The sequence below is a fragment of the Shinella sp. M27 genome, assembly GCF_049199905.1.
GTDB lineage: Bacteria > Pseudomonadota > Alphaproteobacteria > Rhizobiales > Rhizobiaceae > Shinella.
On sequence record NZ_JBLZPK010000001.1, the window covers coordinates 203 to 13,334 of the forward strand.

The 13,132-nt window shown below is 63.2% G+C and carries 14 protein-coding genes, 1 tRNA gene and 1 pseudogene; 6 read left to right on the top strand and 10 right to left on the bottom strand.

Going from position 1 to position 13,132, the window contains the following annotated elements; translation table 11 throughout:
* The 5 genes and pseudogenes from ACOZK4_RS00010 to ACOZK4_RS00030 all read right to left on the bottom strand — a co-directional run.
* A pseudogene (locus tag ACOZK4_RS00010) lies at window positions 1–174 on the bottom strand (electron transfer flavoprotein subunit beta/FixA family protein); the annotation flags it as partial.
* A gap of 172 nt (window positions 175–346) precedes the next feature.
* Window positions 347–1,135, bottom strand: a complete 789-nt coding sequence (locus ACOZK4_RS00015; RefSeq protein WP_421589797.1) for a rhomboid family intramembrane serine protease — start codon at window positions 1,133–1,135, stop codon at window positions 347–349.
* Window positions 1,136–1,168: 33 nt separating this feature from the next.
* On the bottom strand, window positions 1,169–1,747 hold the full coding sequence (locus ACOZK4_RS00020) for a cob(I)yrinic acid a,c-diamide adenosyltransferase (protein WP_421589798.1): 579 nt from the start codon (window positions 1,745–1,747) through the stop codon (window positions 1,169–1,171).
* Complete coding sequence (locus ACOZK4_RS00025) at window positions 1,747–1,947, bottom strand: twin transmembrane helix small protein (RefSeq protein ID WP_298102936.1); 201 nt, start codon at window positions 1,945–1,947, stop codon at window positions 1,747–1,749. The genes ACOZK4_RS00020 and ACOZK4_RS00025 overlap by 1 nt, the downstream gene beginning before the upstream one ends.
* A gap of 100 nt (window positions 1,948–2,047) precedes the next feature.
* Window positions 2,048–2,890, bottom strand: a complete 843-nt coding sequence (locus ACOZK4_RS00030) for an SDR family oxidoreductase (RefSeq protein ID WP_421589799.1) — start codon at window positions 2,888–2,890, stop codon at window positions 2,048–2,050.
* 101 nt (window positions 2,891–2,991) lie between these two features.
* On the opposite strand from ACOZK4_RS00030, the gene ACOZK4_RS00035 reads away from it, so the two are divergent.
* Window positions 2,992–3,936, top strand: a complete 945-nt coding sequence (locus tag ACOZK4_RS00035; protein ID WP_421589800.1) for a YihY/virulence factor BrkB family protein — start codon at window positions 2,992–2,994, stop codon at window positions 3,934–3,936.
* Here ACOZK4_RS00035 and gluQRS read toward each other — a convergent pair.
* Complete coding sequence (gluQRS, locus tag ACOZK4_RS00040; protein WP_421589801.1) at window positions 3,883–4,791, bottom strand: tRNA glutamyl-Q(34) synthetase GluQRS; 909 nt, start codon at window positions 4,789–4,791, stop codon at window positions 3,883–3,885. The two genes, ACOZK4_RS00035 and gluQRS, sit on opposite strands and share 54 nt — an antisense overlap.
* Before the next feature lie 60 nt (window positions 4,792–4,851).
* Here gluQRS and ACOZK4_RS00045 point away from each other — a divergent pair, with 60 nt between their 5' ends.
* Both ACOZK4_RS00045 and ACOZK4_RS00050 read left to right on the top strand, forming a co-directional pair.
* On the top strand, window positions 4,852–5,502 hold the full coding sequence (locus ACOZK4_RS00045; protein ID WP_421589802.1) for a DNA-3-methyladenine glycosylase family protein: 651 nt from the start codon (window positions 4,852–4,854) through the stop codon (window positions 5,500–5,502).
* Window positions 5,503–5,606: 104 nt separating this feature from the next.
* On the top strand, window positions 5,607–6,164 hold the full coding sequence (locus ACOZK4_RS00050) for an HNH endonuclease (protein ID WP_421589803.1): 558 nt from the start codon (window positions 5,607–5,609) through the stop codon (window positions 6,162–6,164).
* Window positions 6,165–6,231: 67 nt separating this feature from the next.
* On the opposite strand, the gene ACOZK4_RS00055 is transcribed toward ACOZK4_RS00050, so the two are convergent.
* Entirely contained in the window at window positions 6,232–6,744 is a 513-nt protein-coding gene (locus ACOZK4_RS00055) for a disulfide bond formation protein B (protein ID WP_421589829.1), read from the bottom strand.
* Between the two features lie 165 nt (window positions 6,745–6,909).
* On the opposite strand from ACOZK4_RS00055, the gene ACOZK4_RS00060 reads away from it, so the two are divergent.
* Window positions 6,910–6,994 (top strand) — tRNA-Leu (locus tag ACOZK4_RS00060).
* Between the two features lie 257 nt (window positions 6,995–7,251).
* Here ACOZK4_RS00060 and ACOZK4_RS00065 read toward each other — a convergent pair.
* Window positions 7,252–8,163 (bottom strand): calcium-binding protein, encoded by a 912-nt coding sequence (locus ACOZK4_RS00065; protein WP_421589804.1) that lies wholly within the window; start codon window positions 8,161–8,163, stop codon window positions 7,252–7,254.
* A 176-nt stretch (window positions 8,164–8,339) separates the two neighbouring features.
* Here ACOZK4_RS00065 and ACOZK4_RS00070 point away from each other — a divergent pair, with 176 nt between their 5' ends.
* Together ACOZK4_RS00070 and ACOZK4_RS00075 are read left to right on the top strand one after the other, a co-directional pair.
* Window positions 8,340–8,603: a BON domain-containing protein gene (locus ACOZK4_RS00070; RefSeq protein WP_313532272.1), complete on the top strand. Its 264-nt coding sequence runs from the start codon at window positions 8,340–8,342 to the stop codon at window positions 8,601–8,603.
* A gap of 75 nt (window positions 8,604–8,678) precedes the next feature.
* Entirely contained in the window at window positions 8,679–10,322 is a 1,644-nt protein-coding gene (locus tag ACOZK4_RS00075; RefSeq protein ID WP_421589805.1) for an AMP-binding protein, read from the top strand.
* Between the two features lie 9 nt (window positions 10,323–10,331).
* Here the strand turns inward: ACOZK4_RS00075 and ACOZK4_RS00080 are convergent, their stop codons facing one another.
* Window positions 10,332–11,603 (bottom strand): GNAT family N-acetyltransferase, encoded by a 1,272-nt coding sequence (locus ACOZK4_RS00080; RefSeq protein ID WP_421589806.1) that lies wholly within the window; start codon window positions 11,601–11,603, stop codon window positions 10,332–10,334.
* The gene (locus ACOZK4_RS00085; RefSeq protein ID WP_421589807.1) at window positions 11,593–13,020 is read right to left on the bottom strand and encodes a lipopolysaccharide biosynthesis protein; all 1,428 of its coding nucleotides are present in this window, start codon (window positions 13,018–13,020) and stop codon (window positions 11,593–11,595) included. Before ACOZK4_RS00085 ends, ACOZK4_RS00080 begins: the two co-directional genes overlap by 11 nt.
* Between the last annotated feature and the right edge of the window lie 112 nt (window positions 13,021–13,132).

Consider the following 13,132-nt stretch of genomic DNA (forward strand, 5'->3'; position numbering starts at 1 on the left):
CACTTCCTCAGCCTTGCCGGCCTCCTTCAGACGCAGCGCCTCTTCCACGGAGATTTCGTCGAACGGGTTCATCGACATCTTCACATTCGCAAGCTCAACGCCAGAACCATCCGACTTCACGCGGATCTTTACGTTGTAGTCGACGACACGCTTGACTGGGACCAAGATCTTCATGGCTTCCTTCCTTCATATGCCCGCGAGGGAAAATGCGCCTTTCCGGGGCGTCCTGATTGTCGGTTGGCGACATCGATACGTGTTTTTTTCCCAAATACAATGCATCACGGACCCTCCTCACGTGAAAACGCCGGCGTTATAAGTTACTTTTACGTTCACATCAATTTATCGATCATTGCCGTCCCCAATGGGTCGGAGGAACGGAAGACTGGGCAGCGGCTTCCTCCACCGGCACCGGCGTCGCCTCGACATGCCGCACCGCCTTGGGCGTCACGATCGTGCGGTCGAAGAGCGGCACGCCGCGGCGGCGCAACACCAGAACCAGCAGCGCGCCGGCGACGATGCCGCCGACATGGGCGCCCCAGGAGACGCCGCCGTCTCTGTTGACCGCAAGCATGTAGAACTGCTGCGCGATCCAGAAGGCGAGCGGAATGACCGCCGGCAAAGGAAGGGGAATGCGAAAGAACACCAGAACCCAGACGCGCACCTTGGGATGCAGCAGGAAATAGGCGGCCACCACGCCGGAAATCGCACCCGACGCACCGATCAGCGGCGCCTCGGAATCCGGCTGCACGAGGCCGTGCACCAGGGCGCCGGCCGCCGCGCACAGGAGATAGAAGAGGAGAAAGCGGAAGTGCCCCAGCGCATCCTCGACATTGTCACCGAACACCCAGAGGAACAGCATGTTGGAGGCGAGATGCATGAAATCGCCGTGCAGAAAGGCATAGGTGATGTAGGTCGCATCCTCCGGCACCAACACGAGGCTGGGCTCGAGATCGGCAAAATCGAAGACCACCGCCGGGATATAGCCGAGCCCCACCACCGCCGCATCGGAAAAGGCCTGCGTCGAAACGAGCCCCGTCACCAGCCAGACGACGACATTGATCGCGATCAGGCCGATCGTGACATATTGCACCTTGATGTATTTCAGGGCGTTCGCGTCATGCAGTGGTATGAACATGGATCCCCTTCCCCAAGGTCTTGGCGGACGAGCTTACCTGTTCTGCCCCGGAACCCACAATATGTCCGTGCGACCCTTGTCGTTCACGAAGCGCGCGGCGACGAAGAGGAAATCCGAGAGCCGGTTGATATAGGCGACCGCCGATGCCGACACCGCCTCGCCCTCGCTCTCCTGCAAGGCGACGATGCGCCGCTCGGCCCGGCGCGCGACGGTGCGCGCCAGATGCAGCGCCGACGCCGCCGGCGTGCCGCCCGGCAGCACGAAGGAGCGCAGCGGCTCGAGATCGGCATTGAGCATGTCGATCTCCTGCTCCAGCCGGTCGACCTGCGACGGCACGATGCGCAGCGGCTCGTAATCGAGCTTTTTGCCGGTCTCGGGTGTGGCGAGATCGGCACCGAGATCGAAGAGGTCGTTTTGGATGCGGACGATCATCCGGTCGAGATCGGGGTGATCGGCAAGGTGCTGGCGCACGAGGCCGATGCAGGAATTCGTCTCGTCGACCGCGCCGTAGGATTCGACGCGCAGGTCGTGCTTCTTGCGGCGCGGACCGGCGACGAGGCCCGTCGTGCCGTCGTCACCCGTGCGCGTATAGATCTTGTTGAGCTTGACCATCAGCCGCGCCCGCCGCCGGTGATCCACAGCGTCAGCATGATCAGCACGATGGCGACGGCCTGCAGCAGGACGCGCGCCTGCATCAGCTTGTTGGACGTGTTGCCGCTGCCGCCCTTGGCCATGTTGACGAGGCCGCGCACGAGCACGATGACGACGAGGCCCATGACGAGCAGGGTCATGAAGGTGAGGAAGGAAGACATGCCAACGTTCCGGTTTGATTTCTGTCAGCCCTATTCACATAGGGCATTTCACGCAAAGTGCACGTCTTTTGCGGCAAAAAGCCTGCGACGCCGCGCCGCGTCAGCCGAACCGGCCGATGATGCGATAGAAAAGCCCTGCCGGCAGCAGCTTCTTGAGCAGCACGCCCTGTTTTGCCGGCTTCGTGACGACATAGTGTGGCCGCGGCGCCTTCGCCGTCAGCGCATGACGCAACACCTCATGCACCGCCTCCGGTCCGAGCTTTCCGCGCGCCGGTTTTGATTCGCCGCGCAGGCGCTGGAGCTGCCGGCGATACTCTTCCGCATGAACCGAGTTTTCGAGATCGATGTTCTTTTCGATGTAATGCAGCGCATTGGCCGTGAAGCGCGAGGCGATCGGTCCCGGCTCGATCAGGCTCACATGCACGCCCGAGCCCTTGAGCTCCATGCGCAGCGTCAGCGACAGGCCCTCCAGCGCGAATTTCGAGGCATTGTAGGCGCCGCGCCAGCGATAGGGCACGATGCCGAGGATCGACGAGCACTGCACGATGCGGCCATGGCCCTGCCGGCGCATCACCGGAATGACCCGCCGCGTCAGGTCGTGCCAGCCGAAGACGTTCGTCTCGAACTGTTCGCGCAGCACCTCGACCGGCAGGTCCTCGACGGCCCCGGCTTGGCCATAGGCGCCGTTGTTGAACAGCGCATCGAGCCGCCCGCCGGTGCGTACAAGAACGGTCTCGGCAAGCGCCGCGATGGTGTCCGGCTTGGTATAATCCATCAGCAGCGCTTCGATGCCGTCAGCCTCTAGGCCCGCCAGATCCTCCTTCCGCCGCACGGTGGCAAAGACCCGCCAGCCCTCGGCCTTCAGCGCGCGCGCGCAGTAAGCGCCGATCCCGGAGGAGCAGCCGGTGACGATGATGCTTCGCGTCGTTTCTGGAGAAGACATGGTCATTTCCTGTACAAATCCGCCTTCGTTTCCCATATTCAACCGCAACAGACAATGAGAGCGCGGCCGGGCAACGGCCGTGAAGGGACTGGACATTGCCGATGCCGACCGCCATCCGACTAACCTACAAGGTCATCTTCGATGCGATCTGGCATTTTTCCGAGGATGACGGCTGGGCGATGGGAAGCCATGTCGCGCTGTCGACCCTTCTGGCAATCTTCCCCTTCCTGATCTTCGGCACCGCGCTTGCCTCCTTCCTCGGCGCCGATCAATTCGCCGAAACCGCCGTGCACCTGATCTTCGACACCTGGCCGGAATCGATCGCCGCCCCCATTTCGCGCGAAGTCGTCGCCGTCCTCACCATCCCACGCGGCGGGCTTTTGACCGTCTCCGTGCTCGCCGCCGCCTATTTCGCTTCAAACGGCGTGGAGGCGCTGCGCATCTCGCTCAATCGCGCCTACCGGGTCGCCGAAACGCGCTACTGGTATGTCACGCGCCTCGCCAGCCTCGGCTTCGTCATCGCCAGCGTTCTGGCGCTTGCCGTCATCAGCATCGTTCTCGTCGCAGCACCGCTCGCCGTGCGCGCCACCGGCGACTGGCTGCCCTGGCTCACCTATGTCTATTCCTGGGTGGAGAGCTGGGGCCTGTTAGGCACCATCCTCGTGCTGTTCATCGGCCTCCTGATCGCCCATCTCTGGCTGCCGGCCGGCCGGCGCAAGATTGCCGACGTTCTGCCGGGCATCGTCCTGACATTGTTGGCCTGGGGCGTCGGCGCTTATACCTTCGCCTCCTATCTCGCGACCTTCGCCAATTACGTCTCGACCTATGCCGGCCTCGCCTCGATTATGATCGCGCTGGTCTTCCTCTACATCGTCGGCGTGATCTTCATCCTCGGCGCAGAGATCAACGCGGCACTCCTGAAATACCGCGTGAAGCACATCATTCTCGACAAGATCAGGGGTGTGAAGAAGCCCGCACCCGTCGTCGACGATTCAATGGAAGACGAAGCCATAGCCCGCGAGCAGGGCGCGAAGACCGGCCGGTGAAACCCCTTTTTCCCGATAGGCGGCGATGCCGGTATCCTGGTTGCTCTTGGAGAGTTTTCGCCCATCCGGCCCCGGCACAAGTCCGTGGTGCCGATAGGCCGGTGCGGGCAAGCCGAGAAGGCTTTGCAGCAGCCTGTGCACGGAAGTGGCGTGGAAAAGATCCTGCCCGCGCACGACATCCGTGATGCCCTGCTGAGCATCGTCGAGCACCACGGCAAGGTGATAACTAACCGGCGCATCCGGCCGCGACAGGATGACATCGCCCCAGCACGCCGGCCAGGCCGGCACGATGCCAGTCTCGCCCTCCGGCCCCGCGCCGGTCTCCGACCAGTCAAGACTATCCGGCACGAGCGCCAACGCCTTGTCCATGTCGAGCCGCCAGGCATGCTGCCGCCCCGCGGCAATCCATGCTAGCGCCTCTCCCCGGTCAAGCTTCCGCTCCTCCGTCGGATAGAGCGGCGCACCGTCAGGATCGCGCGGCCAGACCCCGCCCGCGGCCTCATGTGCCTCAACCCGCGCCCTCACCTCGCCGCGGCTCAGAAAACCTGGATAGAGCACACCCATCGTCTTCAGGCGCTCCAGCGCGGCACCATAGAAGGGCAGATGCTCCGACTGCCGGCGCACCGGCTTTTCCCAGTCGAGCCCGAGCCAGGCGAGATCCCGATAGATCGCCGCTTCGAATTCGGGTCGCGAGCGCGCCGGATCGATGTCTTCGATGCGCAGCAGGAACCGCCCGCCGCAGGCTGCGGCGAGATCGTGGTTCAGGATCGCCGAGAGCGCATGGCCGAGATGCAGCAGCCCGTTCGGGCTCGGCGCGAAACGGAAGACACGCGGTTTTGACAAAGGATTGTGCATGAGGTCTTCTGCCATGACGAGGCGCGCACGACAACAAAAGGGCGGCTCACGACAATGCAATTGCACATGATCAAAACGGACGCGGATGTCGCGGCAGGTCTCGTCGACCTCGCACTCATCGACGTGCGCCTGTTCACCGTCATCGACAAGGCCGGCCCCGTGCCGCTGCGCCGCCTTTCGCCCGGCTATCGCGGCCTTGCCGGCATCATCGTCGCGCAGATGGTGTCACGGGCGAGTGCCGACGCGATCTGGCGCCGGCTGGAAGAGACGGCAGGCGACATCACGCCCCACCACATGCTCGGCCTTTCCGACGCGGACTGCCGCGCCATCGGCCTGTCGCGTGCAAAGGCAGAGACGCTGCGCCGCGCGGCCGAAAGTGTGGATCGCGGCGAACTCGATCTCGACGCCATCTGCCACATGGAAGCCTCCGCCGCGACGCGAAAGCTGACTGCCATCAAGGGCATCGGTCGCTGGACGGCCGATGTCTACCTGCTGTTCTGCGCCGGACATCCCGACATCTTCCCGTCAGGCGATGTCGCGCTTCAGAATGCGGTTGCCTACGCATTCGGGCTTGGCATGCGCCCGACCCCGCGGGAACTCGACGCCATCGCCGAAAAATGGTCGCCCTGGCGCGGCGTTTCGGCCCGGCTTTTCTGGGCCTATTATGCGCGGGAAATGCGCCGTGAAGTCGCGCCGGTGCTGGAAGCATGAACCCGCGAAAATCGATCGTTTCCGCTTTTCCATTCCGGCTTCACAATGCTGTAACAACGGGCCTAATATAGAAGGGCAGATGCCGAATCGATCAGGAGAAGCCCTTGACGATTTCTGTTTCACCACAGGCCCTGCCAGCACTCGTACTGAATGCTGACTACCGGCCGCTGAGTTATTACCCCTTGTCGCTTTGGTCCTGGCAGGACGCGATCAAGGCCGTGTTTCTTGACCGCGTAAACATCATCGCCGAATACGAGCATTCGGTGTCTTCGCCGAGTTTCACGATGCGCCTGCCGAGCGTCGTGTGCCTGAAAACCTACGTGCAGCCCTCGCGCCACCCGGCATTTACCCGGTTCAACGTGTTCCTGCGCGACAAGTTCGAATGCCAGTACTGCGGGACACCCGACGACCTGACCTTCGACCATGTCATCCCGCGCGCCCATGGCGGCGAGACGACCTGGCAGAATGTGGTCGCCGCCTGCTCCCCGTGCAATCTGAGAAAAGGCAGCAAGCTGCCGAAGCAGGCGGGCATGCAACCGCATCAGAAGCCCTACCAGCCGACGGTTCAGGATCTGCACAATAACGGGCGACTGTTTCCACCCAACTATCTGCATGAAAGCTGGATGGACTATCTCTACTGGGACGTCGAACTGCAACCCTGACGCAGCCCACGCAAGACCGGGGGACGGCCTTGCGGCGACGGCACGCGTTCGAAACGGGTTGCGGGCATCACGCTTTCGCCGACCGCACGCCCTTGAAGGCGATCGCGGCGAGGATGAGGCTTGCGATCACATTCCAGCCGGCGAAGGACAGGCCAAGCAGCCGGAACGACGCTTCCGTGCAGGACGGACCGTGCTTGGTGTTGATATCGGAGAGCAGGTCGCCGGCATTCTGCGTCACACCCTGCGCCGTCGTCGCGCAGGTCGCCGGCCCCTCCCAGAAACCCCATTCGACACCCGCATGATAGACGCCCATGCCGGCGCCGACGAGCATCATGATGCCGGCAATGGCCAGCAGCAGCCGCGTCAGCCAGACAGGCCCATTGAACAGCGCCGACAGCAGCGCGGCAACAGCAACAGGGATGCCATAGTAGTAGGGGTCACGCTGCAGAAGGCACAGCGCGCAGGGAATGTAACCGCCGATATGTTCGAAGGCGAGCGCACCGCCGACGGTCGCGGCCATGCCGAATGAAAGCAGGCCGGCGGAAGCCTTGCGGGAGAAGTCGAGGGAAGCCGTCATCAGGTCCGTCCAATCGGGCCGGCGGGTATACCGGCGAAACGGCGCCGAGTTCTATCAGGTGACGCCATATTGTAAATCACCGCACGGATAAGTGATCATGCCATCAGCCCCATTTGCCGGTTGCCGCCCGGCAAAGCATCGTGTAAACGGCGATGGCTTCGGTGCCGTGCCCCATTGGCGGAACTGGTAGACGCGCTCGACTCAAAATCGAGTTCCGAAAGGAGTGCTGGTTCGATTCCGGCATGGGGCACCAAAATCATCACATCCTTGGTCGGATTCGTGCGGTTCTACCGTCGGAAAACCGCGCCTTTTAGGGCGCGGCTGCGAAATCTCCAGCCCCCTGAGAAAAAATTCGTTTTTTAGCGGGAACAAATTTTGCAGAGCCGCATTTATCGTATGCAACTGCAGACACCCCCGGATGCGGTTGTGAGGGGGACCCGAGAGCGATGTGCACGCTCTTGGGTCTCAACCATTTCAGGGGTCTGTCTTCGCAGAGATATGCGCGACGGCTCAGAGGATGAAGTCGGTTCCGAGGAGCTTCAGCGACGTATCGAGAACGATCGTGAAATCGGCCTTGCCGTTTCCATCGGTATCCCCATGGATGAACGTATCGCCGTTCTTGATCTCATAACGCAGCTCGCCGGCCTTGTTGTGGAACTTCTGTTCGCCGATAAACGTGAAGTCCTGAAACCCTTTGGCAGTGCTCGCATCGAAGGCGCTGAGATCGATCTTGTCCTTCTGCGTCCGGCTGAAATCGAAGATCTTGTCCGGTGCGGTCGTCAGTGAATCGGTCTTGCTGCGGAAGACGAACGTGTCCGCGCCGGCACCACCGTAGAGCTTGTCAGCACCAGCACCGCCTTCCAGACGGTCGTTGCCCGCATCTCCCTTGAGCGTGTCGTTGCCGGCATCACCCTTCAGCTTATCGTTGCCGTTGCCGCCGATGAGCGTATCGACGCCGTTGCCGCCCGACATCGTGTCGTTGCCGTCATAGCCGTAGAGCGTGTCGTCGCCGTTGCCGCCCCAGAAAATGTCGGCATATTTCGTCGCCTTGATGGTGTCGTTGCCCGAAAGGAAGGCATTGAGGAAGGTCGTCGTGTTGCCGCTGTCGATGGCTCTCGTCAGCGCCGGGCCGGAAAGCGAAAGACCGGTAATGTCGAGTACTTTCGCACCCTCGGCGATGACCTTGAAGGAGTTAAGCGTGCCGGCGGAGATGCCGACGACTTCCTTGCCCTGGTATTTGTAGACCAGCCCCTTGCCGAGCAGGGTCATCGACGTATCTTCGCCGACATTCCAAAGCTTGATGTAGGTCGACTTGAAATCCTCCTTGTCGAAATCGAGGATCGACTGAAGGTTCTCGGAAACGAATTCGTTGAAATTGGCGCCGGACTTCGACGTGAAGCCGCTAATATTGATGGTGCTCATATGCTATCCCCGGTTGCGATATTCAGAGGTCTAACCGCAATACGCCTTCGGCAGCAACGTCCATTCCGGGGCGGATATGTCCGACTTCGAAACAGTCCTAATTCTCCCTTAAGCCGCACCGAACAAATGCCGCAGGCCCGCGTTTCCTTCCGTTAACCCGACCAAAGGAGCGCGTCATGGTTTTCAAGGAAGCCACTTTCAAGGGCAAGAAACCAGAACATGCCGAGCCGCCGCATCCCGCCTGGCTCGAAGCGCATGTGGCGGATGCCCTGTCCGTCGCCGGCGACGTGGATGCCTCCGACGTTACCGTCACCTGCAAAGGGCGGCGGATCATCCTTTCAGGCAGTGTCGGATCGGCAGAGGAGGCCGAGCGCGCCGTCACCATCGCGGCTTCGGTGAAGGAGGTCGAGGAAGTCGACAACCGCCTCGCCTGGCCGTGACCCCGCAAAAAGCGGCCCATTGCCGACGCCCCCTCCGAAATGCTAGTTGCAGTGCAGCAAACTGGAGTGGTGCGGATGCTCTCGGAGAGATCGACCTATGATGCGCTGTACGGGGATTTCCGCTGGGATATCCCCGAACGGTTCAACATCGGCACCGCCGTCTCCAATGCCTGGGCCGCCCACGCGCCGGATCGCGTCTGCCTCCAGCATTTCCTGCCGGATGCCGCTCCCCTCTCCATGACCTATCGCGAACTCGCCGCCCGCTCCGACGCCTTTGCGGCAGCCCTTGTTGCCGAAGGCGTTCGTCCCGGCGACCGCGTGGCGATCCTGTTGCCGCAGGGTTTCGAAACGGTCATCGCCCATGTCGCGATCTACAAGCTCGGCGCCATCGCTCTTCCGCTGGCGCTGCTGTTCGGCACCGATGCGCTGCTGTTCCGGCTGAAGAATGCCGAGGCCAGGGCGATCGTGACGAACCGCTTCGGCGCCGAACGCCTGGGACCGATCCGTGCGGAATTGCCGACGCTCAATCTCGTTGTGACGACGCAGCCGTCGAGCGATCCAGCGGCAAAATCCTTCCAGAACCTCGTCAAAAGCCATGCCGGCCCCTTCGCCGCCGTTGATAGCGGGCCGGACGATCCGGCGATGATGATCTACACGTCGGGCACGACGGGGCCGCCGAAGGGCGCGCTGCATGGCCACCGCGTGCTGCTCGGCCATGTGCCGGGCTTTCAGATGCACCACGAATTCCTGCCGCAGCCGGGCGACCGTATCTGGACGCCGTCGGACTGGGCCTGGGCGGGCGGGCTTCTCAACGTGCTGCTGCCGGCGCTCTTGCTCGGCGTGCCCGTCGTCTCCTCGCCCGGCCAGAAATTCGATCCCGACATGGCCTATCGCATCATGCAGGACATGGACGTGCGCAACGCCTTCATTCCGCCGACGGCGCTGAGGCTGATGAAGACGGTCGCCAATCCGCGCGAAAAATACCGGCTGAACCTGCGCACCATCGGCTCGGCGGGCGAATCGCTCGGCCGCGAGACTTGGGAATGGGTGCACGACACGCTCGGCATCACGATCAACGAATTCTACGGCCAGACCGAGTGCAACATCGTGCTCGGCTCCATCGGCAAGCTCGGCGTGTCCCGACCGGGGCCGATCGGCAAGGCCGTCCCGGGCCATGTCGTCGCGATCATCGACGCGGACGGCCGGGAAGTACCGCGCGGCACCGTCGGGCAGGTCGCCGTCAAGCGGCCCGATCCGGTGATGTTCCTCGGCTACTGGAAGAACGGACAAGCGACCGCGGAGAAATTCATCGGCGACTGGATGACGACAGGCGATCTCGGGCGCATGGACGCGGAGGGTTACGTCACCTTCTTCGGCCGTGACGACGACGTGATCACCTCCTCGGGCTATCGCATCGGGCCGAGCGAGATCGAGGATTGCCTGGCCGCCCATCCCGCCGTCCAGCTTGCCGCCGCCGTCGGCAAGCCGGATCCGGTGCGCACGGAAATCGTCAAGGCCTATGTCATGCTGCGCCCCGGCCAGACACCCTCGCCGGCACTGGCGGTGGAAATCCGCGAATGGGTAAAATCGCGGCTTTCGATGCACGAATATCCCCGCGAGGTGGACTTCGTCGATTCGCTGCCCTTGACGACCTCGGGCAAGGTCATCCGCCATCTGCTGCGCAAGCGCGCGGCGGAGGAGACGCCCTTCGCCGCCTGATGCGTTCCGTCAACGGCGGGCGAGCGAGCGGATCTTGTCGCGCAGCAGGCGCGCCACGTTGCGGGTGTTGCGGTAGAGGTGCAGCTGGGCCGCCACCTGGCGCACGTCGCGGTCGCGGTTCTGCTGCAACCCGACGACCAGCGTGCCCATATCCTCACGCTCTTCCCAGAACCGGCTCATGACCGGATGATCCGGCACCGCACAGGAATCCGAGCGCGCGATATTGGCGTCGTCGAGATGCCATTCGGTCAGCTCGGCCACCAGAAGCTTGCCGGGCGAATATTTCGCGAATTCCTCGTCATAGGCCGTCTTCCACGTATAGGCCTCGCCGCCCATCATGAAGACGATCATCGAGGCGATGGCGCGGCCGTCGAGGTCGAGCGTGTGGATGCGCACGCCGTCGGTCTCGGCGAGATTGCTGATCGCCTCGCGGGCAAAGGCGGCGCGGTAGCGGTCGTTGATCATCGCCGTGCGGCCACGGCCCTTCCAGCCCCCGGCCTCGAGCAGCAGGAACTCTTCCATGCGCAGCCGGATATCGGCGGGCTGGCGGGCGACATTGTAGCTGAGCAGACCCATGCCATTGAGCTTGCGCCATTGCCGGCGCAACTCGCGAAAATGCTCCGGCGACATGGCCTTTTGCAGATAGGTCTGGCCGTCGAGCAGGCTGTCCAGCATCGGCCGGCGATAGGTGTCGGTCACCGTGACGGGCAGGTTGCGGCCAATCGCAACGGCGCGGATCAGCTGGGCGAAGGCGCCGTTGAGGCGCAGATCTGGCAGGACGAGAATGGCCGGCAACCCGGTATTGGGACCGCCCATCACCTCCAGGAAATTGTCGAGCGTTTCAGCCGCCTCCTCCGCATCGACCAGCGGCGTGCCGAGCGGGCCAAACGGGTTCGACCAGGCACGCAGGATGCTGGAGCCGATGGAGAAGCCCGGCTTTTCGACGGAGAAAGGCATGAGGAAGCGCATACGGCTGCGCCCGCCCGCCTCGTCGCGAATGACCGAGAGGCGCACCATGCGGTCTTCCAGGCGCGGCATGGCGGGCGCCAGGAAGCGGCCGGTGAAGAAGACGTTCGGCTCCATCACGCGGTTCGACAGGAAGTCGAGTTCCTGCTGCAACTCGTAGCCGGCCGTCGCGGGATAGATCGCGAGTGAACGGCCGGGGCGACCGACGGCGAAGCGCTGGTCGGCCGGCGGCTGCGCCAGCGGCGGGGCGGGCGGAATGGCGGCCTGGGCGCGGCCGGCGGCGATCGTGTGGTCGAAGCCGTGACTATCGGTCATGGTGGTCCGTCCCATTGGCAAGTTTTGCCGTCACCGGATCGGCGAAGGCGAAGAGAAGGATGGAAAGTTTTCGCCGCACGGCGATGTGCAGCAGCAGCGCCTCGACAACCATGGCGCCGGCCGTGGCGGAGGCCGCCCCGACGAGGCCGAAGAGCGGAATGAGCGTGACGTTGAAGGTGATGTTGGCGGCAAGCGCCACGGCATAGACGGCGACGCACAGCTTCTGCTCGCCGCACATGGTCAGCAGCACCTCGCCCGGCCCGACGAGCGCCTTGGCGAGAATGCCGGCAAAGAGGATGAACATCAGGCCCCAGCCCGCCGTGAAGGCCGGGCCGAACAGCGACAGCAGGAGATGGCCGGCCGCCAGCACGGAGAGCCCGACGGCAAGCGACGGCCAGAAACTCCAGCGCGCAGTCTCGCCGGCAAAACGCGCCAGCCCCACACGGTCACCGGCTGCAAACATCGCGGAAAAGCGCGGCGCGGCCGCGGCCTTCACCGAGAAGAACACGAAATGCACCAGCGCCATGGTCTTGGCCGCTGCGAAATAGATGGCGACGCTTTCCGGATCGAGGAACAGGCCGACGACGATGACGTCGGAATTGGTGAGCAGGAAGCCGAAACCCTCGATCAGGAAGATCGGCAATGCCGCCTTGATCCAGAGACCGAATTCGACCTTGTGCGGTCCGGCGAGATAACGCTTGCCGAGCCGGCGCACGATGTTGAAGAACTGCGCGACGGTGGTGAGATAGGTGGCGGCAAGGGCAGCCACCATCGCCGTCAGCGCCGTGTGCGGCTCACCCAGCCAGACGGCCAGAACCATGAAGACGAGGATGAGCAGCGGGCGGACGATATAGGTCGGGCTCAGCGCCACGACGGCCCAGCTATGGGCCCGCGCGGTGCTTTCCAGAACGTCGCCGAGCGCGATCATCGGCATGCAGAACAGGCCGACGAAGAGCGGCACGACATAGTAATCGGCAACGCGGTCGCGGAAGAGCCAGAGCGTCAGGAAACCCGCCACCGCGAGCGCCGTCGAGGAGAGCATGGCGAAGATACGCGCCGTCGAGGTCAGGCCGCGGATTTCCGCATAGGCGGCGCGGCCGACATAATCCGGCAGAAAGCGCACGACCGTCGTGTGGAAGCCGAGACAGGACATGTCGCCGAAAATGACGACGATCGCCCAGACGAAGACGAAGATGCCGTATTCGAACTCGCCCATCACGCGGGCAAGAATGATCTGCGAGATGAAGGCGATGGCCGCACTGGCAACGCGGATGGCAAAAGCGATCAGCGCCATGCGCTGGGCGAGGTTGCGCGGATCGTCGCTGGCGAGAATGGCCGCGACGGCGCGCAACAGAGGCTCCGCCTTGCCGCGAAGGCTCGATGGCAGCAACCTCTCCGCCGATTGAATGACCGCCATCAACACAGGAACCCGAACGCAAAACTCTACCAGCGTCAGTCTTGTCAGATCAGGGTTAACAAACGGTTGGGTCGGCGCCGGAGGCTCTTGCCGGCTCGAAAAGAAAATGCCG

Bases quoted from the DNA above. Each gene is read 5' to 3' on its own strand.
- ACOZK4_RS00065 (WP_421589804.1), bottom strand. From the start codon at position 8,163: ATGAGCACCATCAATATTAGCGGCTTCACGTCGAAGTCCGGCGCCAAT.
- ACOZK4_RS00030 (WP_421589799.1), bottom strand. From the start codon at position 2,890: ATGTCTTCTCCAGAAACGACGCGAAGCATCATCGTCACCGGCTGCTCC.
- gluQRS (WP_421589801.1), bottom strand. From the start codon at position 4,791: ATGCACAATCCTTTGTCAAAACCGCGTGTCTTCCGTTTCGCGCCGAGC.
- ACOZK4_RS00075 (WP_421589805.1), top strand. From the start codon at position 8,679: ATGCTCTCGGAGAGATCGACCTATGATGCGCTGTACGGGGATTTCCGC.
- ACOZK4_RS00080 (WP_421589806.1), bottom strand. From the start codon at position 11,603: ATGACCGATAGTCACGGCTTCGACCACACGATCGCCGCCGGCCGCGCC.
- ACOZK4_RS00085 (WP_421589807.1), bottom strand. From the start codon at position 13,020: ATGGCGGTCATTCAATCGGCGGAGAGGTTGCTGCCATCGAGCCTTCGC.
- ACOZK4_RS00015 (WP_421589797.1), bottom strand. From the start codon at position 1,135: ATGTTCATACCACTGCATGACGCGAACGCCCTGAAATACATCAAGGTG.
- ACOZK4_RS00025 (WP_298102936.1), bottom strand. From the start codon at position 1,947: ATGTCTTCCTTCCTCACCTTCATGACCCTGCTCGTCATGGGCCTCGTC.
- ACOZK4_RS00070 (WP_313532272.1), top strand. From the start codon at position 8,340: ATGGTTTTCAAGGAAGCCACTTTCAAGGGCAAGAAACCAGAACATGCC.
- ACOZK4_RS00035 (WP_421589800.1), top strand. From the start codon at position 2,992: ATGCCGACCGCCATCCGACTAACCTACAAGGTCATCTTCGATGCGATC.
- ACOZK4_RS00020 (WP_421589798.1), bottom strand. From the start codon at position 1,747: ATGGTCAAGCTCAACAAGATCTATACGCGCACGGGTGACGACGGCACG.